Origin of the sequence: Pseudonocardia sp. N23 (assembly GCF_002583555.1) — a bacterium.
In the GTDB taxonomy this organism is placed as follows: Bacteria; Actinomycetota; Actinomycetes; order Mycobacteriales; family Pseudonocardiaceae; genus Pseudonocardia.
Genome location: NZ_BEGX01000052.1, coordinates 14,344 through 35,361, shown reverse-complemented (window position 1 = coordinate 35,361; position 21,018 = coordinate 14,344). Strand labels below are relative to the sequence as shown.

The window sequence follows — 21,018 nt, the reverse complement described above, 5'->3', positions numbered from 1 at the left end:
CCCGACGGGTGACGGCGCATCCGGGCCGGTCAGGGCACTCTGGATGCCATGCCTGCCCGCCGGCCCGACGCCGATCTGCGGCCGATGCTGGCCACTCCCGGCCGCCCGCCCGCCGGTCCAGGCTGGGCCGTGGAGTTCAAGTGGGACGGCGTGCGGGCGATCGTCGACGTCGACACCGCCGGCGAGGTGCACCTGACCAGCCGCAACGGCAACGACGTCACCGGCGGCTACCCGGACCTCGTGCCCGGGCTGCCCATCGCGGAGCCGCTCGTGCTCGACGCCGAGATCGTGGCGCTCGACGCCGGCGGCCGTCCCGACTTCGGGCTGCTGCAGAACCGGATGCACGTGCGCAACCCGCCGGCGGCCCTGCGGGCGGAGGTCCCGGTGCAGCTCTACGTGTTCGACGTGCTGCGCGTCGGGGAGCGGTCGTTGGTGCGCGAGACCTACGACGACCGTCGCGAGGTGCTGCTGGGGCTCGGGCTGGCCGACCGGCCGCGGATCGCGGTGCCACCGTCGACGGTCGACGTGCCGCCCGCCCAGATGCTCGACGTCGCACGCGAGCACGGGCTGGAGGGGATCGTCGCCAAGCGGCGCACGTCGCGCTACGAGCCGGGGCGGCGCGCGGCGTCCTGGATCAAGACGGCCCTGTTCACGACGCGGGAGGTCGTGCTCGGGGGGTGGACGCCCGGACAGGGACGCCGCGGGGCGATGGGCTCGCTGCTGCTCGGTGCCTACGACGCCGCGGGCGACCTGCACTACCTGGGCAACGTGGGCAGCGGGTTCAGCGAGGCGGCGCTGCGGACGTTGCGCGGCAGGCTGGAGGAGCTGCGGCGCGACGACGACCCGTTCGTCTCCGGGGTGCCGCGCGAGCACGCCCGCGGGGTGCGGTGGGTGGAGCCGCGGCTGGTCGGTGAGGTGGAGTACCGGACGCTGACCCACGACGCGCGGCTGCGTCACTCGGTGTGGCGCGGGCTGCGTCCCGACCGGGACCCGCGGGAGGTCGTGCTGGACGGGGCGTTCGCGCGGGCGCCGCTGGCGTCGTACGGGGTGCGCGCGGCCCCGCGGGACAGGTCGTCGCGGGACACGGCCTCGCGGGACACGGCCTCGCGGGACACGGCCTCGCGGGACACGGCCTCGCAGGAGAGCGCCGCCGAGGTCCGGGCAGCGACCTCCGACGAGCTCGCTGCGCTCGACACGATGCGGCGCAAGGGGATCTGGGAGGTCGCGGGTCAGGAGCTCGCGCTCACCAACCTCGACAAGGTGCTGTTCCCCGGCCGCGACGGCGGCCCGTCCGTCACCAAACGGGACTTCGTCCGCTACCACGCGCGGGTCGCGCCCCACCTGCTGCCGTACCTGCGGGGCCGGCCCGTCAACATGCAGCGGTTCCCCGACGGCGTCGGCAGGCAGGGCTTCTGGCAGAAGGAGGTCCCGGTCCACGCGCCGGACTGGGTGACGCGCTGGCGCTACCCCGACGCCGATCCAGGCGACGTGCAGGACTACGTCGTCGTCGACAGCACGGCGACGCTGGTGTGGCTGGCCAACCTCGCCGCGGTCGAGCTGCACCCGTGGACCTCCGCTCTGCCCGACGTGCACCGGCCGACCTGGGCGCTGATCGACATCGACCCCGGCCCGAGGACCACGTTCGACGACGTCCTCGCCGTCGCCCGGCTCTACCGCGCCGCGCTGGAGCACCTCGGCGTCACGGCGGCCCCGAAGGTGACGGGCAAGCGCGGCGTCCAGATCTGGGTCCCCGTCACCCCGGGTCCAGGGTTCGCCGAGACCCGCGGCTGGGTCGAGAAGGTGTCGAAGGCCGTGGGACGCATGGTCCCCGAGATGATCTCGTGGGAGTGGCACACCGACCGCCGGGGTGGGCGGATGCGGCTGGACCACACGCAGAACGTCATCAACAAGACGTTGGTCGCCCCGTTCAGCGCCCGTCCGGCCGCGGGGGCGCCGGTGTCGATGACGCTGACCTGGGAGGAGCTCGACGACCCCGGCCTGCGCCCCGACCGGTGGACCGTCGCGACGGCGCTCGACCGGCTCGACGCGGTGGGCGACCCGATGCTCCCGCTCGTGGGGCGCGACCAGGTGCTGCCACCGCTCTAGACGTGCGTCTCGCGTCCCGGCACCGAGTAGCCGCGGTCGGCGTAGGGGAAGCCGTCGAGCTCAGTCGTCTCCGGGCGCTGCTGGTAGTAGGACCGGATCTCGGCGATCAGCCCGTCGCGCAGCACGAACCACTCCGCACCGCGGGTCGCGACCCGCTCGGCCGAGCCCTGCGGCCGCCAGAACATCGTCCACTCGATGACGGCCTCGTCCTTGCTCGCCAACACGTGGTCGACGACCCAGCGGGCCTCGATCATCCGGGTCACCTTGCGCCAGTAGCGCGCGAGATGGTCGCGCCCGCGCACGGGTGCGGAACCGACGTTGGGTGCCAGGAACCAGTGGACGACGTCGGGGTGCAGCGTCGCCTCCAGCTCGGCGAGGTCGCCGTCGGTGCAGCCGTCGTAGTAGCGGCGGATCAGGGCCGCGATCGCGTCGTTCGGCACGGGCCCAGTGTGCGCTCCGCGCGGGCCGGCGGGGGACCTGTTACCGTCGACACATGCGCGCGTGGTCCTCGTCGATCATTACCGAGCGCGCCGGCTGAGCCAGGTCGCCGGCGCGCAGTCGCCGTGCGTCCTCGCCGGAACCTGGTCCGGATCCCCTCCGACCAGTTCTCGAGGAGCAGATCCGTCATGACCTCCACTCTTGAGGCCCCCGCCGACCGGCGTCCCGCCCGGCCCGCCGAGCGCGACCTCGTCGCCCAGCGCGGCGTCACCGCCCACGTCTCCGGTGGGCTCGACGGCACGCTGCGTGTCGTCGCGATGCTGCGCGGCCGGATGTACCGCGTGCACGACCTGACCGTCGAGGTGCGCGACGGCGTCGTCGAGAGCCGGATCAGCGCCACTGTCTCGCTCACCTCCGCCCAGGCCGATCTCCTGCTGGAGCGGCTGCGCCGGATGCCGGCGGTGGTCTCGGCCGATCACGGCTGAGCCGGCGGGATGTGCCACGGTGGGGGCCGACCCTCACCGAGCGGAGCGCATCCACGATGTCCCACAGTCCCGACCCGGCACGCTACGACGGCACGATGCGCTACCGGCGCAGCGGCCGCTCCGGCCTCGACCTGCCGATGCTCTCCCTCGGGTTCTGGCACAACTTCGGCGACGACCGCCCGTTCGAGACGCAGCGGGCGATCGCGTTGCGTGCCTTCGACCTCGGCATCACGCACTTCGACCTGGCCAACAACTACGGCCCGCCCTACGGCTCGGCGGAGATCAACGCCGGTCGAATCCTCCGCGAGGACCTGGCCGGGCACCGTGACGAGCTCGTCGTCTCGACCAAGGCGGGCTGGGACATGTGGCCCGGTCCGTACGGCCAGGGCGGCGGCTCGCGCAAGTACCTGCTGTCGTCGCTGGACCAGTCGCTGAGCCGGCTCGACCTCGATCACGTCGACATCTTCTACTCGCACCGCTTCGACCCGACGACGCCGCTCGAGGAGACCGCAGGCGCCCTCGACGCGGCCGTCCGCGCGGGCAAGGCGCTCTACGTCGGCATCTCCTCCTACACCGCCGACGACTCGCGCCGGATGGCCGCGCTGCTGCGCGACCTGGGCACGCCGCTGCTGATCCACCAGCCGTCGTACTCGATGCTCAACCGCTGGATCGAGACCGAGGGGCTGCTCGACGCGGCCGCCGACGAGGGGTTCGGCGTCATCGGCTTCACCGCGCTCGCCCAGGGCCTGCTCACCTCGCGCTACCTCGACGGCATCCCGTCGGACTCGCGGGCGTCCCGGGGGTCGACGTTCTCGACCGACTGGCTGACCGACGACATGGTCGCCCGGCTGCGGTCGCTCAACGGGATCGCCGGGAAGCGTGGGCAGACGCTGGCGCAGCTCGCGCTCGCCTGGGCGCTGCGCGACGAGCGGGTCACGTCGCTGGTGATCGGGGCGTCGCGGGTCGAGCAGCTGGAGCAGAACGTCGCGACGGTGGAGAACCTCGCGCTCACCGACGACGAGCTCGCCGGGATCGACGACCTGCTCGCCGCGGACGCCGACGTCGACCTCTGGGGTGCCGCGCGCCGCGGCGAGCTCTGACCCGGTCCGCGCGCAACCCCACTGCTGCTCCGGACCGCGGGGCCGACCGTGAGGTTGTGCGGCGGTTCGTGCCGTCCCGGGCGGTGAGGGCCACAGGGTCGGGATCGGCGGACCGGGCCGGCGGCGGCTACGGTCGACGGGCCGGCCGACGTCGAGGTCAGGAGGCTCCGTGGCACCGCCCGATGTGGACGGACGCGACATCCCGGACGGGCGGATCGACGTGCACACGCACGCGATCGCCCCACAGCTCGCCGCGCCGGCACCCGGTCGCTGGCCGACCGTCGAGCGCACCGCCCCCGACCGGGCCCGCATCATGCTCGGCGGGTCGGTCTACCGGGAGGTCGACGACCGCTGCTGGTCGGCGCAGCGCCGTCTCGCCGACATGGACGCCGACGGCGTCGCGGTGCAGCTCGTCTCCCCGATCCCGGTGACGCTCTCCCACGACAAGCCCGCCGCACCCGCCGCCGCCCTGTGTACGCAGCAGAACGACTTCCTCGCCGACCTGTGCGGGCAGGCCCCCGACAGGCTGCGCGCACTCGGCGCGGTCCCGCTGCAGGACGTCGTCGCGGCCGTCGCCGAGCTGCGCCGCTGCGTGCTCGACCTCGGGTTCGCGGGGGTGGAGATCGGGACGGTCGTCGGCACCACGGAGCTCGGTCACCCCGTGCTCGACCCGTTCTTCGACGCCGCCGCCGACCTCGGCGCGTTCGTCCTCGTCCACCCCGTCGACCAGACCCTCGACCCGCGGGCCGTCGGCCTCGGGCTGGGTTTCGGGCTCGGCATGCCGTCGGAGACCGCGATCGCCGGGGCCGGGCTGGTGTCGCGCCCGCCGCGGCGGCCCGGCGTCACGGTGTGCCTGGCGCACGGCGGGGGAGCGCTGCCGCAGATCCTGCCGCGGCTGGACCGGGGCGCCTCGCTCGACCGGCCCGGCGAGCCGCTGCCCACCGAACGGGCCCGCGACCTGTGGTGCGACTCCCTGACCTACGACGCCGACAGCCTCGCGCTGTCGGTGCGCCGCTTCGGCCCCGACCACGTCATGTGCGGGACCGACTACCCGTTCGTGGTCCGCGAGACGCCCGCCGGTGCCGTCCTCGACGACGTCGATCCCGGCCTGGCAGCGGCCATCGGCCGGGAGAACGCGCTGACGGCGCTGGCCCGGGTCAGTTCGGCACCTCGACGGTGACGTTCGTCGACTTCACGACGGCCACCGCCAGCGACCCCGGCTCCAGGCCCAGGTCGCGCGCCGCCTCCGAGCTCATGAGTGACACGACGCGGTTGGCCCCGCACTGCATCTCCACCTGCGCCATGACCTTGTCCATCGTGACCGCGGTGACCAGCCCGACCATCCGGTTGCGCGCCGACGAGCGGACGTCGAGAGGGTTGTCCGGGGCGGGGTTGTGGTTGCGGATGAACTCGACGAGGTCGACGCCGTCGATGACCTTGCGGTTGGACTCGTCGAGCGATGCCCGCAGCCGCCCGGTGTCGATGTGGCGGCGGACCGTGTCGTCGCTGACCCCGATCAGGTCCGCGGCCTGGGAGATGCGGAAGCGCGCCATGGCCGGTGATCCTAGGGCCGTCCCCACCCATGACGCCCGTCGCTCCCTCGGAAGGAGACACCCGTGACCGGCTCCGCGATCTCGGTGACCCGCGCCGACGGCGTGCTCACCGTGACCTTCGACCGCCCCGACAAGGCCAACACCCTGCTCCCCGGTGACCTGGCCCGTGCCCGCGAGGAGGTCGCCGACCTCGACGGGGTGCGGGCGGTCGTGTTCCGAGGCGCCGGCACGCGCGGGTTCTCCGCGGGCATGAACGTGGGTGCGTTCGCGGCGTTCACCCCCGAGACGGGGGAGGCGTTCATCCGCACCGGCCGCGACCTGCTCGCGGCGGTGCGCACCGCTCCGGTCGTCACGGTCGCGGTCGTCGACGGCTACTGCCTCGGCATCGCGTTCGAGCTCGCGCTGGCCTGCGACCTGCGCATCGCCACCCCGCGCACGACGTTCGGGCTGCCCGAGATCAGGGTCGGGGTGCCGTCGGTGATCGACGCCGCACTGCTGCACCACCATGTCGGGCTGGCGTTCGCCAAGGAGATCATCCTGACCGGTGACGCCTATCCCGTCGCCGACTTCGCGCCGTTCCGGCTGGCCAACGCCGTCGTCGACGCCGACGCGCTCGACGCAGAGCTCGACCGCTGGCTGGAACGGACGTCGCGGCACACCCCCGTCGTCACCGCGACGCAGAAGAGGCTCTTCGAGAGATGGCTCAACACGTCGCTGGTCGAGGGGATCGACGAGAGCACCGTCGAGTTCGGACGGATGTTCGACGATCCGGCTACGGCTCGAGCGCTTGCGGCGTACCGGGCGGGGCTGGGTGGGGCCGGCCGCGGATGACCGCCGGTCGGGGCGGTGACGACAGGGCCGTGGCCCGGAGCCGGACGCGGAGCACACTCGCGGCGCGCCGCGACGGCAGTGGGTCCTCCACGGTCCCGGCCACGTGTCGACCCTCACCCTACCCGTCGGCCTCGGGTGATCCGTCCGGCCCGTGACGCGGATAGGGTCCGGGCAGCCGAACGGGAGGAACGGGACTCGATGGGGCGTCGACGTGGTAGGGCCGGTACCGAGGTGGCGCGGCTGCTGCTGCGCGGGGTGGTCGGTGGGACGATGATCGCCCACGGGGTGCGCCACGGGCGCAGCCTCGACGGCACCGCCCGCTGGTTCGGCTCCATCGGCTTCCGGCAGCCCGAGCTGCAGGCGCGGACGAGTGCCGCCGTCGAGATCGGGGCCGGTGCCGCACTGGTGGCCGGTGCGGGTACTCCGTTCGCGGCCGCCGCAGTGGTCGGGACGATGGCCGTCGCGGCCCGGTCGGTCCACGCGCCCAACGGGTTCTTCATCACCGCCGAGGGCTACGAGTACGTCCTGAACCTCGCCGCCGCGTCGGTAGCGCTGGCCGGGATGGGGCCGGGCCGGTTCAGTGTCGACCGCGCGATCGGTGCCGACCGCAGGCTCCGCGGCACCTCCGCCGCAGCGCTCGCAGCCGGGCTCGGCCTGGCCGGTGCCGCCGCGCAGCTGGCGACGTTCTGGCGGGCGCCGGACACGACGACCCCGTGAGCGGCGATGGTCGCCACAGCGACCATCGCCACTCACGAGCCGTCGCGGGCGGCCGACCAGGCGCCGGCCTTCGACAGCGTCAGCCCTTCAGCCAGTCCTCGAACCGCGTCGGCAGGAGGCGCGCCTCGCCCGCGGGGACGAGTGAGCCCGGCTCCAGGCGCGTGCCGAAGTACTCGGCGTCGGGCGCGCTGCTGACGGTGCGGGTGTCGCCGCGCGCGGCCAGGGTCTCGCGGACGAACTCCTCGAAGGGACGCCGGTCGGGGCCGGCGATGTCGAACGTGCCGGCGGGCTCGCCGACGACGACCTCGGCGAGCAGCGCGGAGACGTCGGCCGCGGCGACGGGCTGGAACTGCGCCGCGGGCAGGGTGACGACGCCGTCGACCGTGGAGCCGTCGGCGATCGGCTCGATGAACTCGAAGAACTGCGTCGCCCGGACGATCGTGAACGGCAGGCCCGACGCGGTGATCAGCTCCTCCTGGGCGGTCTTGGCGCGCAGGTAGCCCGAGCCGGGCAGGGTGTCGGTGCCGACGATCGACAGTGCCACGTAGTGCGCCACGCCGGCGGCACGGGCGGCGTCGAGGAGTGTGCGCGTCGACGTCGTGAAGAAGGCGAGTACGTCGTCGTCGGCGAACGACGGCGAGTTGCTGACGTCGACCACCACCTGCGCGCCCGCGACCGCCTCGGTCACACCGGCCCCGGTGAGCGTGTCCACCCCGGTGGACGGTGACGCGGGCACCGCCTCGTGCCCGGCAGCCCGCAGGTGCTCCACCAGCGCCGACCCGATCCGACCACTGCCTCCGACGACCACGACCCGCATGACGTTCCCCATCTCTCGAACTCGGATAACTTCTGTCCGAGAATATACCCGGACAACCCGCATCCGAGTCAAGTACGCTGCCGGGGTGAAACTGTCCGGGGGCGTGGAGTGGGCGCTGCACTGCTGCGTCGTGCTCACCGGCATGACCGAGCCTGTCCCCGCGGCCCGGCTCGCCGAGTTCCACGACGTCTCGCCGACCTACCTCGCCAAACAGCTGCAGGCCCTCTCGCGGGCCGGGCTGGTCCGCTCGGTGCAGGGGCAGGCAGGCGGCTACGTGCTCACCCGGGCCCCGGAGCGGATCAGCGTGCTCGACGTCGTCGAGGCCGTCGACGGCGCCCAGGCCGCGTTCACGTGCACCGAGATCCGGCAACGCGGCCCCTTCGCGGCCACGCCGGAGGCGTGCCGCACCCCGTGCCCGATCGCCCGCGTCATGATCGACGCCGACAAGGCATGGCGGGAGTCGTTGCGCGCCACCAGCATCGCCGACCTGGCCGGCACCGTCGCGCGCGACGTCGGACCGGGGACGCTGCCGCGCGCCCAGGCGTGGATCGCCCAGCGCGCCTGATGCGCGCCTTCGTCCTGCACGGTCCCGGCCGCCCCGCCGCTGGGCGGCGCCGAACTCATCGCCCGTTCGCGCGCAGGGACACTTTTCGCTGCGCCGCGGGCCGTAGACCTGCGGAGCCGTCGTCGGCGAGCCTGGCGGGACGGCCACAGAGGTGGCCCGGCCGGAGGGAGACCGCCGATGGCGACGCCGGACACCGACGTCCGTGGGCACGTGACCGTGACCGACGTGGACCTCTACACGCGGATGCTGCTGATCCGGCGGGCCGAGGAACGGCTGATCGTCGCCTGCGCCGACGGCAGCCTGCCCGGTGGCGTGCACCTCTACATCGGGGAGGAGGCCGTCGCCGTCGGCGCCTGCGCGGTGATGACCGACCGCGACTACGTCACCAGCACCCATCGCGGCCACGGGCACTTCCTGGCCAAGGGCGGCGACATCGACGCCATGTTCGCCGAGATCTGGGGCAAGGCCACCGGCATCTGCAAGGGCATGGGCGGATCGATGCACGTCGCCGACGTGTCCAAGGGCATCCTCGGCGCGAACGGCATCGTCGGCGCCGGGTTCGCGATCGCCACCGGCGCCGCCTGGGGCGCGAAGCTGGCGGGCGAGGGCCGCGTCGCCACCTGCTTCTTCGGTGACGGCGCCGCCAACCAGGGCTCGTTCTCCGAGAGCATGAACGTCAGCGCCGCCTGGGAGCTGCCGACGATCTTCGTCTGCGAGAACAACGGCGTCTCCGAGTTCACCGTCACCTCGACCGTCACCGGCGGCACGCTCGTCGACCGGGCGCGGGCGTTCATGCCCGCCACCGTCGTCGACGGCAACGACGTGCACGCCGTCCGCGACGCCGTCGGTGCCGCGGTCGAGCGGGCCCGGGCAGGAGGCGGCCCGTCCTACGTCGAGGCCACGACGTTCCGCATCCGCGGTCACCTCGAGGCCGAGCAGCACATGCTCGGCGGCGGCACCTACCGCAGCGAGGACGACGTCACCGCCTGGCAGGCCGACGACAAGGACCCGCTGCCCCGGCTCGCTGCCCGGCTGCTCGCCGACGGCACGTGCGAGCGGGCCGCGCTCGATCGGATCGACGCCGAGGTCCGGGCGCGCGTCGAGGCGGCCGTCGCGTACGCCGAGGCGTCCCCTCCCGCCGATCCCGATCTCGCCCCGCAGATCATGTTCGGCCCGACGGCCTGAGGAGAACCGATGGCGCGCACACGGTTGATCACAGCCGTCAACGAGGCACTCGTCGCCGAGATGGAACGCGACCCGACACTGATCGTGTTCGGTGAGGACGTCGAGCTCGCGATCATGGGCGACACCCGCGGGCTCGTCGAACGCTTCGGGCGCGACCGCATCCGCAACAGCCCGATCTGCGAGCAGACCCTCACCGGCATGGCCGTCGGGCTCGCCTCCGCAGGGTTCCGCGTCGTGCTGCACCTGATGTTCAACAACTTCATCTACACCGGCATGGACGCCATCGGGAACCAGATGGCCAAGCTGCGGCTCATGACCGGCGGCCAGATGGAGCTGCCGATCACCGTGATCGCGGGCTACGGCGGGGGCAACGGGAACGCCGCCCAGCACTCCGACACCGCCTACCCGGCGCTGATGAACCTCGGCGGCATCCAGGTCGCCGTCCCCACCAGCTCCGCCGACGCGAAGGGCCTGTTCACGACGGCCGTCCGCGGCCGCACACCCACCTTCTTCCTGGAGCCCGCCGGGCGCGGCGGCGACATGGGGGAGGTGCCCGACGGCGAGCACCTCGTGCCCTTCGGGAAGGCGAACGTCCTGCGTACGGGCACCGACGTCACGCTCGTCGCGATCGGCACGATGGTCCGGCCGACGCTCACGGCGGCCACGGCGCTGGCCGGGGAGGGCGTGTCCGCGGAGGTGATCGACCCCCGCACGCTCGTCCCGTTCGACGAGGACACGGTCCTCGCCTCGGTCGCCCGGACCGGGCGGCTCGTCGTCGTCGACGAGGCCCGCGACCGGTGCAGTGCCGCCAGTCAGATCGCCGCCGTCGTCGCCGACCGCGGGTTCGCCACGCTGCGCGCCCCGGTCCGCCGGGTCACCGTCCCGGACGTCGCGCTGCCGTACGCCCGCAACGCCGAGGCCGTACTCATCCCGGGCCCGGAACGCATCGCGGCCGCCGTCCGGAGCGTGATGGAGCGACAGCTCGCATGAAGACGACCCTGAAGCTCGTCCGCGTCGGGATGACCATGACCGAGGGCACCATCGTCGCCTGGCACGTCGGGCCGGGCGCCCGGTTCGTCGCGGGTGACGTGCTCTACACCGTCGAGACCGAGAAGGTCTCCCACGACGTCGAGGCCACCGCCGGCGGCACCCTGCTGGAGATCCTCGTCCCGGTCGACGAGGACGCCGAGGTCGGCCAGGCCGTGTGCGTCGTCGACGTCGAGAACGGCTGAGGGGAAAACGTTGCCCGACTTCGGATTCGGCCAGCCCCGCGGGGGGATCATCCAGACCGCGTTCGTCGTCGCCGACGTCGACGACGCCGTCGCCTGGTGGACCTCCGACCTGCGGGCAGGCCCGTTCTTCCTGCTGCCCGACTGGTCCGGCGGCGACCCCGTCTACCGCGGCGCACCCAGTACCGCCGTCGTGCGGATCGCCATGGGCTTCGCCGGGCACATGCAGATCGAGCTCATCCAGGCCCTCGACGACGCGCCGTCCGTCTACAAGGAGCTCCTCGACCGCACCGGCCCCGGCCTGCACCATTTCGGCGTGGCCAGCGCGAACCTCGACGGCGACATCGCCAGGATGGAGGCCGACGGCTACGCGCTCGCCTTCCGCGCGGGCGTCGGCAGCGGAGAGGTCGCCTACATGGATCGCGGCCCCACCGACCCGGCGATGATCGAGCTGATCGAGGCCTCGCCCGGCATGGACGCGAACTTCACCGCGATGTGGGAGGAGTCCGTCGGCTGGGACGGCCGCGACCCGCTCCGCCGCCGCTGACTCCCGGGCCGCCGCTGACTCCTGGGCCGCCGCCGGGTCAGGGTGAGCCGACGACCGCTGCCGGTCCGGCAACCGCGCCGCCCTCGGGCATCGACGCGACCGCGCCCACGGAGAACGCGAGCACGAGCAGCATCACCAGGCCCGCGGCGATCCTGCGGGCGCGCCCCGGCTGCCAGGGCGGCGGAACGTCGGTGGCCGGGGTCGTCGGGTTCATGGCGCGTCCTCACGAGGGTCGGGTGTCGACGTCGACCGTGCCGGACCGGCCCGCCCGCGACCAGGGGGTTCTCCCCCGCCCGGACCCGGGGGCGGGGTCCCCGCAGGAGTGGGGACCAGCCGATCCCGCATTGGTCGCCAAACGGGCAGAGTTCCTCTCATCGGACGGAGCGCCCGCTCCGCACAAAGAAAACATCTGAGAAGGAGCCCCCAAATGTTCAAGAGCATCTGCCCCACCAAGTCCGGCGGCTACGGCGAGAAGAACGACAAGTGGAACGACTGTGACGACAAGTGGGGTGGCAAGAACGACAAGTGGAACGACTGCGACGACAAGTACAACAAGTACGACGACTGCGACGACAAGTACTCGAAGTACGACGACTGCTGGGACGACAAGTACGGCAAGTGCGAAGACTACGACAAGGGCGACTACGACAAGTACGGCTGCCACGAGAACAAGTGGGACCACAGCTACAGCTGAGCCCGACATCCCGGCCCGGCACCCCGATCCCGGGGTGCCGGGCCGATCCGCGTGTACCCGGCGGCCGCGGTTGCTCGTAGCGTGGGTGCGTGACCGACCCGACGCTGGGCGAGCTGACCGTCGGGGTGGAGGGGCTCGCGCTGCTGCGGACGCTCCACTCCGGCGACTCCGGAGCTCGTGCCGAACGCCTGACCGAGATCCGTGACGTCCTCGGCCGGGCCGATCTCGGCTCCCCGCTCGGCAGCGAGGTCGACGTCGACGCCGGCTACGTCCAGTGGTCGCGGTCCTACGACGGCCCGCTGCGGCTCTTCGCCGTCGAGAGCGCGGCGGTGCGGCCCCTGCTCGAGGACCGGCCGCCCGGCACCGTGCTGGACGCCGCGTGCGGCACCGGCCGCTGGTCGGAGTACCTCGCGGGTCGGGGTCACACCGTCGTCGGCGTCGACAGGTCACCGGCGATGCTCGACCTCGCCCGGACCAAGGTCCCCGGCGGCCGATTCGACGAGGGCCGGCTCGACGCGCTCCCGCTGGACGACGCGTCCGTCGACGCAGCGGTCTGCGCGCTCGCGATGGTGCACGTCCCCGACCTGCGGCCGGTGTTCGCCGAGCTCGCGCGGGTGGTGCGGCCGGGCGGGCGGGTCGTCGTCAGCGACGTGCACCCGTTCCTCGTGACGCTGGGCTGGCAGGCGCAGTTCCCCGGCGACGACGGCCGTGCCTACATCCGCCTGCACGCGCACCTGATGTCCGACTACGCGGGCGCGGCCCTGGCCGCCGGGTTCGCGGTGCGCGGGATCGAGGAGCCGCTGCTCACCGCCGAGGCGGCCGCGACCCCCACCGCCACGGTCGTCCCCGCCGCCAACGCCGCCGCCTACGTGGGGCTTCCCGCCGTCGTGGTGTGGGAGTTCGAACGGATGTGACGGCCCGGTCCGGAACGCACACGTTGCCGTGACCGCTCCCGACGGCACACCATCGCGGGTGAGGCCCGGCTGCCGATCCACCACGACAGGGTCGTCGTTCCCCGAAGGGAGCACGGGCATGGAGCTCGTCACCGAGGACTCCATCGCACCGCCATCAGCCGTTCCCGGCCGGCGCACGTGCATTTCCTCATCGCCGTCGACGGCGACGAGCCGCTGATCACCCACCTGTTCCGCGAGGGCGCGGAGTACCTCGACAGCGACGTCGTGTTCGGTGAAGGAGCAGCTCGTCGTGGCGTTCGAGTGCCGTGAGCCGGGGCCGACGCCCGACGGTGGGACGTCGGAGGTCCCGAGCGGCGCGCTGAGGCTCGACGAGCTGATCACCGGCCGGTACCAGCTGGAGGCGCTCGACGAGGGCTGCGACGACATGCTCGCCGGCAAGAACATCCGCGGGGTGCTGACGACTGACCCCTGATCACGACACAATCCTCCGGCGGTGGTCGTCGGCCCCCCGCCGGAGGAGGGTGGGACGTGCGCAGGGCGACGGTGCTGCTGGTGCTCGGCTGTCTGGTGCTCGCGGGGTGCGGCAGCAGCGTGGAACGGCGTGCCGTCGACGGGCTGGTCGACTCGTGGACCGGCGGTCCCTTCTACGAGCTGCCGAACCCGGTCGCGGCCGGCGCCCCCGGTGCGGTCGTGCGCACCGAGCGCCTGGGCAGCGCGCCCGACGGGGCCACCGCCTGGCGGGTGCTCTACCACTCACGCGACGTGAACGACGCCGACCTGCTCACCTCGGGTGTCGTCGTCGCTCCGAGCGGACCCGCCCCCGCGGGCGGGCGGACCGTCGTCTCCTGGGCGCACCCCACCACCGGCACGGCGCCACGCTGCGCGCCGTCGGTCGGCGCCGACCCGTTCGACCTCATGGAAGGCCTGTCCGACCTGCTGGCGGCCGGGTACGTCGTCGCCGCGGCCGACTACCCCGGTATGGGTGCGGCCGGTCCGCCGTCGTACCTCATCGGGGTGACGACGGGGAACGCCGTCCTCGACGCCGCCCGCGCGGCCCGGACGATCCCGGAAGCCGGGGCGTCGCAACGGCTCCTGCTGTGGGGGCACTCCCAGGGCGGGCACGCCGCGCTGTTCGCCGGGCAGCTCGCCGCGACGTACGCGCCGGAGCTGACACTGGCGGGCGTCGCCGTCGCCGCACCCGCGACCGACCTCGGCGACCTGCTCACCGCCGACATCGTCGACGTCTCCGGCGTGACGATCGGCTCGTACGCGTTCCAGGCCTACGCGACGGCCTACAACGCCCCCCTCGACACGATCCTGACCCCCGACGGCGTGACCGCGACCCCGAAGATGGCTGCGCTGTGCCTGCTCGGGCAGAACGCACAGCTCCACGACATCGCCGGCCCGCTCGTCGGGCGCTACCTCGCCGCCGACCCGACGCGCACGCAGCCGTGGGCCGGCCTGCTGGCGGCCAACACCCCGGGCGCGGCCCGGCTGCCGGTGCCGCTCTACGTCGCGCAGGGCGAGGCCGACACACTGGTCCGCCCGCAGGTGACGGCCGCCTTCGTCGCGAAGGAGTGCTCGCTGGGCACGCGCGTGACGTCGGTGACGCTGCCGGGGGTCGACCACGGCGGGATCGCCTTCGACGCACTCCCGACTGTGGTCCCGTGGCTGAAGAACGCCGAGGCGGGAACGGTCAGCGCGTCCACCTGCTGACACAGGGGCTCATCCGCTCTGCTTCCCCGTGCGCCAGTAGCCGCAGAACATGAGGTTCTCCTCGGGGACGCCGGAGCGCAACGTCGATCTCGGCCGTCGGGATGAACAGGCGGAACCACTGTCGGCTGTCGGGGCCGCTCGTGGGTGGCAGCAGCTTCCGGAGCGACCATCGCCCTCACGAGGGGCATCGCGTCCGCGGCCGGAGATCGTCGTCGACGGGTTCCCCGTGATCGGTTCCGGGTGGATGCTGTCGCCGTGACGCTGATCCTCGATCTCTCGTTCTGGGACACGGTCCTGCTCGTCGTGTTCGTGATCGTCGTCAGCTTCGGTGCGGGACGGGTGCTCGGCGTACGGCGCGGCTTCTGGCGGTCCACGGCCTCGGGGATCGTCGGCACCCTGGCCGGGCTCGCGGTCGCGGCCACGCTGCTGCGCGGTGACACCACCGCGACCGGCGAGGACGTCCTGATCGTCGCGTTCGGCTTCGCCGTGCTCGCGACGATGATCGTCAGCGTCACGCTGGAGGCCGTGCTGCGGCCCTCGCGCACGGGGCGGCGGGCGTCGCTGCGGACGCGGGTGCGGTCGTTCCTCACCGTCGGCGGCCGGTTGTGGGAGGTCGCGCGGATCGCGCGCCGGCACGGTCTCGCCGGGCCGCGGCTCGCGTCGCGGGCCGCGCTGTCCAGCGCCGACGGCGGCCTGCGCATCCGGCGGTTCCTGGAGGACTGCGGCGGCATGTTCGTGAAGTTCGGCCAGATCGCCTCGACCCGGTCCGACCTGCTCCCGGCCCCGGTCATCGAGGCCCTGGGTGACCTGCAGGCCAACGTGAAGGCCGTCCCCACCCCGCAGATCCTGGAACGTCTCGAGGACGAGCTGTCCGCCCCGGTGGCCGACGTGTTCGCCGAGTTCGACGACGAGCCGCTGGCGGCCGCGTCGATCGGGCAGACCTACCTGGCCCGGCTGCGCCCGACGACCGCGGACGGCGTGGGCCGGCCCGTCGTCGTCAAGGTGCGCCGGCCCGGGATCGAGGTCGGCGTCGCGCGTGACTCGGCGGTGCTGCGCTGGGCCAGCCGGACCGCGGCACGGCGGTCGGCGGCCGTGCGCTCGCTGGGGCTGGCCCCGCTGGCCGAGGAGCTGATCCGCTCGATCGACGGCGAGCTCAGCTACCTCGCAGAGGCGACCAGCGCCCGCGCGCTCGACGTCGCGACGACGGAGCCCGGCGTGCGGATCCCGCACGTCCTCACCGACCTGAGCACCGACGCCGTCCTCGTCCTGCAGCGCGTCGAGGGCAGGCCGGTGTCCGACACCGCCGCCGTCGACGCCACCGGCGTGCCCCGCGCCGAGCTCGCCCAACGACTGCTCGGGACCTTCCTGACGCAGGTCATGTCGGCCGGGGTGTTCCACGCCGACCCGCACCCCGGCAACGTCCTCATCGACGCCGAGGGCACGCTCTGGCTGATCGACTTCGGCGCCGTCGGGATCATCGACCCCGTCACCATGGAGTCGTTGCAGCTCATGGCCGCGGGCCTGGCGACGGGCCAGCCCGGCCTGATCGTCCGCGCCCTGCGGCCGCTGGCCGGCCCCGCGGGCGACACGATCCGGCCGCAGGTGCTGGAGGCCGAGATCAGCCGGGTGCTGTCCGCCCAGATGCACTCCGGCGGGTTCGACCCGCGCAGCATGCAGGACGTCATCGCGATCATGCAGCACCAGGGCATCCCGGTGCCGCCGACGCTCACCCTCCTCGGCCGCGCCCTCGTCACGCTGGAGGGCACGCTGCGCACCGTCGACCCGCAGGTCGACCTGGCGACGGCAGCGGCGTCGCAGCTCGCGTCCACACTGGACCTGAGCCCGGCGGGCACCCAGGACGTCGTCCGCAAGGAGCTGGTGCGCAACCTGCCGTCACTGCGCGCGCTGCCGGGGCTCGTCGAGGACCTCGCGCTGCAGCTGCGGTCCGGTCAGGCCCGCGTGCAGGTCGACGCCTTCTCCGGCCCGGGCGCCACAGTATTCTCCCGCTGGGTGGACCGCACGATGTTCGCGGCGGTCGCCGCGGTCGGGCTGCTCGCATCGGCGCTGATGCTCGTCGGTGCCGCACTCGCGCCGGACACGGGGGCCTCCGGGACGCTGACCGCCGTCGGCTACATCGGGCTCGTCGTGACCTCGGCGATGCTGATGCGCGTCGTCGCCCAGATCCTGCGCCGCGAGGCGGACCCTGGCTCCTGAGCGGGTTGTCCCACAACGCCGTTCCCCGGGACGCGCAGGCGACCAGACCGTCGTCACCGCCCGCGACGCGGGGTGATCCGTGAGCGAGGAGGCCCGGGCCGGAACGCTCCCGCCGGAACTGCGCGAGAAGGGCGATGCGCGGCCCGGGCCTACTCACTCACCGGGTTTCGTCACCGTTGGCCCCCTGGTCCGGTGACGCCCGTAGTGGGTCAACGCATCGCAGCGCGTCCGGTTGTCCTCGCCACCCGTTCGTGTGATGCATCGCGCTCCTGCCGAAACGTGCCCTGCGTCGTCGTGGCGTCCCCGATCCCGCCGCCGGCCTCGCGGCACACAGCGCGGTGACGGTCTTCCACCTGGCGTTCGCCCGGTGGGTCGCCGAGGACGATCCGCCCCCCATCGGCGAGGTGATGGCGCGGACCGCGGCTGCCCTGCGCGCCCTGACCTGACGACGGTGCCGGCACCGTCGGAATGTCCGTCTCGCCACCCGAGGTTGCCCCGCGCGCGCCGGGTGGCGACGATCGGGCCGTCGTGATCACGGCACGGAGGAGGCACGGATGTCCACGATCGGCTTCATCGGTCTCGGTGTGATGGGCGGCCACATGGCGGCCAACCTGGTCGCCGCGGGCCACGACGTCGTCGGCTACAACCGGTCGCCGGCGAAGGTCGAGGCGCTGGTCGGGAAGGGCGGCCGCGGGGCGTCGAGCGTGGCGGAGGCCGTGCGCGACGCCGAGGTCGTGATCACGGTGCTGCCCGACTCGGCCGACGTGCGTGGCGTCGTGGTCGGCGGCGACGGCGAGGACGGCGTGCTCGACCACGCACCGGACGGGCTGCTGCTCGTCGACATGAGCACGATCCGGCCCGACGTGAGCCGCGAGGTCGCGGAGGTGGCCGCCGCCCGTGGCGTCGCGATGCTCGACGCGCCCGTCAGCGGTGGGGAGGCCGGCGCCGAGGAGGGAACGCTCTCGATCATGGTCGGCGGCGACGCGGCCGACGTGGAGCGGGCCCGCCCGGTGCTGGAGGCGATGGGGAAGACGGTGGTACACGTCGGTCCGGCCGGTGCGGGGCAGACGGTCAAGGCCGCGAACCAGCTGATCGTCGCGGGCAACCTGCAGCTGCTGGCGGAGGCCATCGTCTTCCTGGAGGCCCACGGCGTCGAGACGGGGCCTGCGGTCGAGGTGCTGGCCGGTGGGCTGGCGGGGAGCACGGTGATCGACCGCAAGGCGTCGTCGATGCTGGCGCGCGAGTTCGAGCCCGGGTTCCGGTTGAGCCTGCACCACAAGGACCTCGGCATCGTCGCCGACGCGGCGCGCGAGGCCGGGGTGGTCATCCCCCTCGGGGCGGCGGTCACACAGCTGGTGGCGTCGATGGTCGCCCGCGGCGACGGCGGGCTCGACCACTCGGGGCTGCTGCGGCTGGTGGAGGAGCTGTCCGGCCGGCGCACCTGAGGCGGGCCGTTCACGGCGCCGCCGCGGAAGAGCAGCTCGGCCTTGCGACGGAGGCGGGTCTCGCGCAGCGAGGTCGACGGAGCCACACCGGGCGAGCCCATGAACGGGGCGCCGGGATGCGGATGCCGGGGATCTGCCCGCCGGTCATCCAGTTGCCGGAGATGTCCCACTTGGTGGTTCCCGACCCGGACACGTTCACCGGCGCCTTCCGCCGACGCTTCGGCTGCACCCCGACGGCGTTCCTCAACGGCTACCAGCCGATGCCCTGAGCCGGGGTTTCACGGGCCCCGTCGTGGCTATCCGTCGGTCCCACCGCTTTCGCGTGGGACGCATCGGACGAGGAGCCGCCATGACCGCCCCCGAGCAGGAACCGCACTTCGGCGAGGGCGAGCCGGACCAGGAGCCGCACTTCGGCGAGGAGACCGCACCGGCCGACGCCCCCGAGGCGGGCGACGAGGAGTCGTCGGAGGCCTCGAGTTGACCGGTCCAGAGCGCCGGGCGGAGCAGCGCCGGTGATCCTCTTCTGCCCGCCCGGGGTCTACCGGGCCCAGTCCGACACCGATCTGCTCGCGGGCCACCTCGCCCACCACGCGGGCGGCCGCCACGTCCTCGACCTCGGCACCGGGACGGGCGCGCTCGCGTTGACCGCCGCCCGCGCCGGTGCCGCGTCCGTGACCGCCGTCGACCTGTCGCGGCGCTGCGTCGCGGCGACCCGGTTCAACGGCCTGCTGCACCGCAGCTCGGTCCGCGTGCACCGCGGAGACCTCTTCGAACCGGTGCGTGACCAGAGGTTCGACGTGATCGTCGCGAACCCGCCCTACGTGCCGTCGCGGGGCGCGGTGCTGCCCCGGCACACCGTGGCCCGCAGCTGGGACGGCGGACCCGACGGGCGCGCCGTCCTCGACCGCATCTGCGACGCCGCCGCCGCCCATCTCCGGCCGGACGGCGTGCTGTTGCTCGTGCACTCCGAGGTCTGCGATCCGCAGGTCACGATCGACCGGCTCGCGACGGCGGGGCTCGTCGCCGACGTCGTCGACCGGGCCTGCATCCCGTTCGGGCCGGTGATGCGCTCGCGGGCGGGGATGCTCGAACGCCGCGGCCTGATCCCGCCGGGCGAGCGGCTGGAGGAGCTCGTCGTCGTGGAGGCACGCCGTGGCTGACCCCACCCGCATCGTCGTCACCGACGACGGACCCGCGCTGGTCACCGGCCCCGTCGAGGTGGAGCTGCCCGACGGGTCGCGCGTGCGTTCCGACCGTGCCGTCACCGCCGTGTGCCTGTGCCGGCGCAGCAGGCGCTACCCGATCTGCGACGCCAGCCACCGGCGCAAGGCGCGTCAGGAAGGAACCGACGCGTGACCCGCGCCCTCGACACCCGCACCCTCGACACCCGGACCGACCGGTCCGGCCCGCCGCTGCCGGAGCCTCGCGGACCGCTCTCGGCCGCGGTCGTCGACGCCCTGCGCGGCGGACCGGTCCGGGCGGTCGATGTCGACCATGCCGACCCCTACGGCGACGACCTGCAGCTCGCGCTCCACTGCTGCTACGAGCTGCACTACCGCGGCTTCGACGGAGCCGACGACGAGCTGGAGTGGGACCCCGACCTCCTGCGGCTGCGTGGCGCGCTCGAACGCGCGTTCCTCGCCGCCCTGCACACCGACGTCGAGCCCTCCGATGATGTCGACGCCGAGGTCGAGGCGCTGCTCGTCGAACCCGTCGGGCCAGGAGTGCGCGGGCTGTCCCACCACCTGCAGCGCGAGGGGACGCTCGCGCAGCTGCGCGAGTACGTCGCGCACCGGTCGGTGTACCACCTCAAGGAGGCCGACCCACAGGCCTGGGTGATCCCGCGGATCGGCGGAGCGGCGAAGGCAGGGCTGGTGACCGTCGAGCACGACGAGTACGGCTCCGGGCGCCCGGAGCGCATGCACTCGCTGCTGTTCGCGGAGATGATGACCGAGCTCGGCCTGTCGGACGCCTACGGTGCCCACGTCGACCGGGTGCCGGGGGAGACCCTCGCCGAGGTCAACCTGATGTCGTTGTGCGGGTTGCACCGCAGCCTGCGCGGCGCGTCGGTCGGCCAGTTCGCGATGGTCGAGCTGACGTCCTCGCCCGGGTCGGAGCGTCTCGTGCGCGGCATGCGCCGGCTGGGCTGCGGCCCCGCGGCGATCCGGTTCTACGACGAGCACGTCGAGGCCGACGCCGTCCACGAGCAGGTCGTCCGGCGCGACGTCCTCGCGCCGTTGCTGGCCGCCGAACCGGGCCTGGCCGCCGACGTGGTCTTCGGGATCCGGGCGAGCCTGCTGCTCGGCGACCGGATGCAGGACCGCCTGCTCGGATCGTGGGAGCGCGGCGAGTCCAGTCTGCTCAGGCCGCTGCCCGCCGGCTGAGGAAGGCGCGGGCCGGACCTCCGGGTGGTGCTGCGGTGGTCGCCGCCCCGTCTCAGGCTGAGACGAGGTGGCACGACG

Annotated in this window: 25 protein-coding genes and 1 pseudogene; 22 read left to right on the top strand and 4 right to left on the bottom strand. The window is 73.3% G+C overall.

Annotated features, from left to right (window positions below; all coding sequences use genetic code 11):
• Positions 1 to 48 precede the first annotated feature (48 nt).
• Positions 49 to 2,106, top strand: a complete 2,058-nt coding sequence (gene ligD, locus TOK_RS13560; protein ID WP_098958217.1) for a DNA ligase D — start codon at positions 49 to 51, stop codon at positions 2,104 to 2,106.
• Here ligD and TOK_RS13555 read toward each other — a convergent pair.
• Positions 2,103 to 2,546 carry a nuclear transport factor 2 family protein gene (locus tag TOK_RS13555; RefSeq protein WP_098958216.1) on the bottom strand — a complete coding sequence of 148 codons (444 nt, stop codon included), beginning with the start codon at positions 2,544 to 2,546 and terminating at the stop codon, positions 2,103 to 2,105. The genes ligD and TOK_RS13555 overlap by 4 nt on opposite strands.
• 186 nt (positions 2,547 to 2,732) lie before the next feature.
• Between TOK_RS13555 and TOK_RS13550 the strand changes: the two genes are divergently transcribed.
• From TOK_RS13550 to TOK_RS13540, 3 genes are all read left to right on the top strand, one after another.
• The gene (locus tag TOK_RS13550; protein WP_098958215.1) at positions 2,733 to 3,029 is read left to right on the top strand and encodes a hypothetical protein; all 297 of its coding nucleotides are present in this window, start codon (positions 2,733 to 2,735) and stop codon (positions 3,027 to 3,029) included.
• Positions 3,030 to 3,085: 56 nt separating this feature from the next.
• A complete protein-coding gene (gene mgrA / locus TOK_RS13545) occupies positions 3,086 to 4,129 on the top strand; it encodes an L-glyceraldehyde 3-phosphate reductase (RefSeq protein ID WP_098958214.1) in 1,044 nt (347 codons plus the stop codon).
• Positions 4,130 to 4,298: 169 nt separating this feature from the next.
• Complete coding sequence (locus tag TOK_RS13540; RefSeq protein ID WP_098958213.1) at positions 4,299 to 5,309, top strand: amidohydrolase family protein; 1,011 nt, start codon at positions 4,299 to 4,301, stop codon at positions 5,307 to 5,309.
• Here TOK_RS13540 and TOK_RS13535 read toward each other — a convergent pair.
• Positions 5,287 to 5,682 carry a molybdopterin-binding protein gene (locus TOK_RS13535; RefSeq protein WP_098958212.1) on the bottom strand — a complete coding sequence of 132 codons (396 nt, stop codon included), beginning with the start codon at positions 5,680 to 5,682 and terminating at the stop codon, positions 5,287 to 5,289. The two genes, TOK_RS13540 and TOK_RS13535, sit on opposite strands and share 23 nt — an antisense overlap.
• A 63-nt stretch (positions 5,683 to 5,745) precedes the next feature.
• Between TOK_RS13535 and TOK_RS13530 the strand changes: the two genes are divergently transcribed.
• Together TOK_RS13530 and TOK_RS13525 are read left to right on the top strand one after the other, a co-directional pair.
• On the top strand, positions 5,746 to 6,513 hold the full coding sequence (locus TOK_RS13530) for an enoyl-CoA hydratase/isomerase family protein (RefSeq protein ID WP_098958211.1): 768 nt from the start codon (positions 5,746 to 5,748) through the stop codon (positions 6,511 to 6,513).
• A 198-nt stretch (positions 6,514 to 6,711) separates the two neighbouring features.
• Positions 6,712 to 7,230 carry a DoxX family protein gene (locus tag TOK_RS13525; protein ID WP_098958210.1) on the top strand — a complete coding sequence of 173 codons (519 nt, stop codon included), beginning with the start codon at positions 6,712 to 6,714 and terminating at the stop codon, positions 7,228 to 7,230.
• A gap of 79 nt (positions 7,231 to 7,309) precedes the next feature.
• On the opposite strand, the gene TOK_RS13520 is transcribed toward TOK_RS13525, so the two are convergent.
• Complete coding sequence (locus tag TOK_RS13520; RefSeq protein WP_253258371.1) at positions 7,310 to 8,059, bottom strand: SDR family oxidoreductase; 750 nt, start codon at positions 8,057 to 8,059, stop codon at positions 7,310 to 7,312.
• A gap of 73 nt (positions 8,060 to 8,132) precedes the next feature.
• Between TOK_RS13520 and TOK_RS13515 the strand changes: the two genes are divergently transcribed.
• The 5 genes from TOK_RS13515 to TOK_RS13495 all read left to right on the top strand — a co-directional run bounded on the left by TOK_RS13515 (position 8,133) and on the right by TOK_RS13495 (position 11,573).
• Positions 8,133 to 8,612, top strand: coding sequence for an Rrf2 family transcriptional regulator (locus TOK_RS13515; protein WP_098958208.1), 480 nt, complete (start codon positions 8,133 to 8,135; stop codon positions 8,610 to 8,612).
• A 177-nt stretch (positions 8,613 to 8,789) separates the two neighbouring features.
• On the top strand, positions 8,790 to 9,797 hold the full coding sequence (locus TOK_RS13510) for a thiamine pyrophosphate-dependent dehydrogenase E1 component subunit alpha (protein WP_098958207.1): 1,008 nt from the start codon (positions 8,790 to 8,792) through the stop codon (positions 9,795 to 9,797).
• A 9-nt stretch (positions 9,798 to 9,806) separates the two neighbouring features.
• The gene (locus TOK_RS13505) at positions 9,807 to 10,787 is read left to right on the top strand and encodes an alpha-ketoacid dehydrogenase subunit beta (protein WP_098958206.1); all 981 of its coding nucleotides are present in this window, start codon (positions 9,807 to 9,809) and stop codon (positions 10,785 to 10,787) included.
• Positions 10,784 to 11,029 carry a lipoyl domain-containing protein gene (locus tag TOK_RS13500; protein ID WP_098958205.1) on the top strand — a complete coding sequence of 82 codons (246 nt, stop codon included), beginning with the start codon at positions 10,784 to 10,786 and terminating at the stop codon, positions 11,027 to 11,029. Before TOK_RS13505 ends, TOK_RS13500 begins: the two co-directional genes overlap by 4 nt.
• A 10-nt stretch (positions 11,030 to 11,039) precedes the next feature.
• Positions 11,040 to 11,573: a VOC family protein gene (locus TOK_RS13495; RefSeq protein ID WP_098958204.1), complete on the top strand. Its 534-nt coding sequence runs from the start codon at positions 11,040 to 11,042 to the stop codon at positions 11,571 to 11,573.
• A gap of 37 nt (positions 11,574 to 11,610) precedes the next feature.
• Here TOK_RS13495 and TOK_RS32605 read toward each other — a convergent pair whose 3' ends face one another.
• Entirely contained in the window at positions 11,611 to 11,787 is a 177-nt protein-coding gene (locus TOK_RS32605; RefSeq protein WP_172457561.1) for a hypothetical protein, read from the bottom strand.
• Between the two features lie 213 nt (positions 11,788 to 12,000).
• Between TOK_RS32605 and TOK_RS13490 the strand changes: the two genes are divergently transcribed.
• The 11 genes and pseudogenes from TOK_RS13490 to TOK_RS13445 all read left to right on the top strand — a co-directional run bounded on the left by TOK_RS13490 (position 12,001) and on the right by TOK_RS13445 (position 20,940).
• Positions 12,001 to 12,267: a hypothetical protein gene (locus tag TOK_RS13490; protein WP_098958203.1), complete on the top strand. Its 267-nt coding sequence runs from the start codon at positions 12,001 to 12,003 to the stop codon at positions 12,265 to 12,267.
• Positions 12,268 to 12,356: 89 nt separating this feature from the next.
• Positions 12,357 to 13,181 (top strand): class I SAM-dependent methyltransferase, encoded by an 825-nt coding sequence (locus TOK_RS13485; protein WP_098958202.1) that lies wholly within the window; start codon positions 12,357 to 12,359, stop codon positions 13,179 to 13,181.
• Positions 13,182 to 13,358: 177 nt separating this feature from the next.
• A complete protein-coding gene (locus TOK_RS34070) occupies positions 13,359 to 13,490 on the top strand; it encodes a hypothetical protein (protein WP_253258370.1) in 132 nt (43 codons plus the stop codon).
• On the top strand, positions 13,453 to 13,653 hold the full coding sequence (locus TOK_RS34065; RefSeq protein ID WP_141566385.1) for a hypothetical protein: 201 nt from the start codon (positions 13,453 to 13,455) through the stop codon (positions 13,651 to 13,653). The genes TOK_RS34070 and TOK_RS34065 overlap by 38 nt, the downstream gene beginning before the upstream one ends.
• Before the next feature lie 56 nt (positions 13,654 to 13,709).
• Positions 13,710 to 14,897, top strand: coding sequence for an alpha/beta fold hydrolase (locus tag TOK_RS13470; RefSeq protein ID WP_253258369.1), 1,188 nt, complete (start codon positions 13,710 to 13,712; stop codon positions 14,895 to 14,897).
• Positions 14,898 to 15,152: 255 nt separating this feature from the next.
• Positions 15,153 to 17,111 carry an AarF/ABC1/UbiB kinase family protein gene (locus tag TOK_RS13465; RefSeq protein ID WP_098958675.1) on the top strand — a complete coding sequence of 653 codons (1,959 nt, stop codon included), beginning with the start codon at positions 15,153 to 15,155 and terminating at the stop codon, positions 17,109 to 17,111.
• A 515-nt stretch (positions 17,112 to 17,626) separates the two neighbouring features.
• Positions 17,627 to 18,556 (top strand): annotated as a pseudogene (locus tag TOK_RS13460) (2-hydroxy-3-oxopropionate reductase); the annotation flags it as partial.
• Between the two features lie 349 nt (positions 18,557 to 18,905).
• Positions 18,906 to 19,037, top strand: a complete 132-nt coding sequence (locus tag TOK_RS34700) for a hypothetical protein (RefSeq protein WP_256387973.1) — start codon at positions 18,906 to 18,908, stop codon at positions 19,035 to 19,037.
• Between the two features lie 31 nt (positions 19,038 to 19,068).
• Positions 19,069 to 19,716: a HemK2/MTQ2 family protein methyltransferase gene (locus TOK_RS13455; RefSeq protein WP_098958198.1), complete on the top strand. Its 648-nt coding sequence runs from the start codon at positions 19,069 to 19,071 to the stop codon at positions 19,714 to 19,716.
• Positions 19,709 to 19,912, top strand: coding sequence for a CDGSH iron-sulfur domain-containing protein (locus TOK_RS13450; protein WP_098958197.1), 204 nt, complete (start codon positions 19,709 to 19,711; stop codon positions 19,910 to 19,912). Before TOK_RS13455 ends, TOK_RS13450 begins: the two co-directional genes overlap by 8 nt.
• A complete protein-coding gene (locus TOK_RS13445; protein ID WP_098958196.1) occupies positions 19,909 to 20,940 on the top strand; it encodes an iron-containing redox enzyme family protein in 1,032 nt (343 codons plus the stop codon). Before TOK_RS13450 ends, TOK_RS13445 begins: the two co-directional genes overlap by 4 nt.
• Positions 20,941 to 21,018 lie beyond the last annotated feature (78 nt).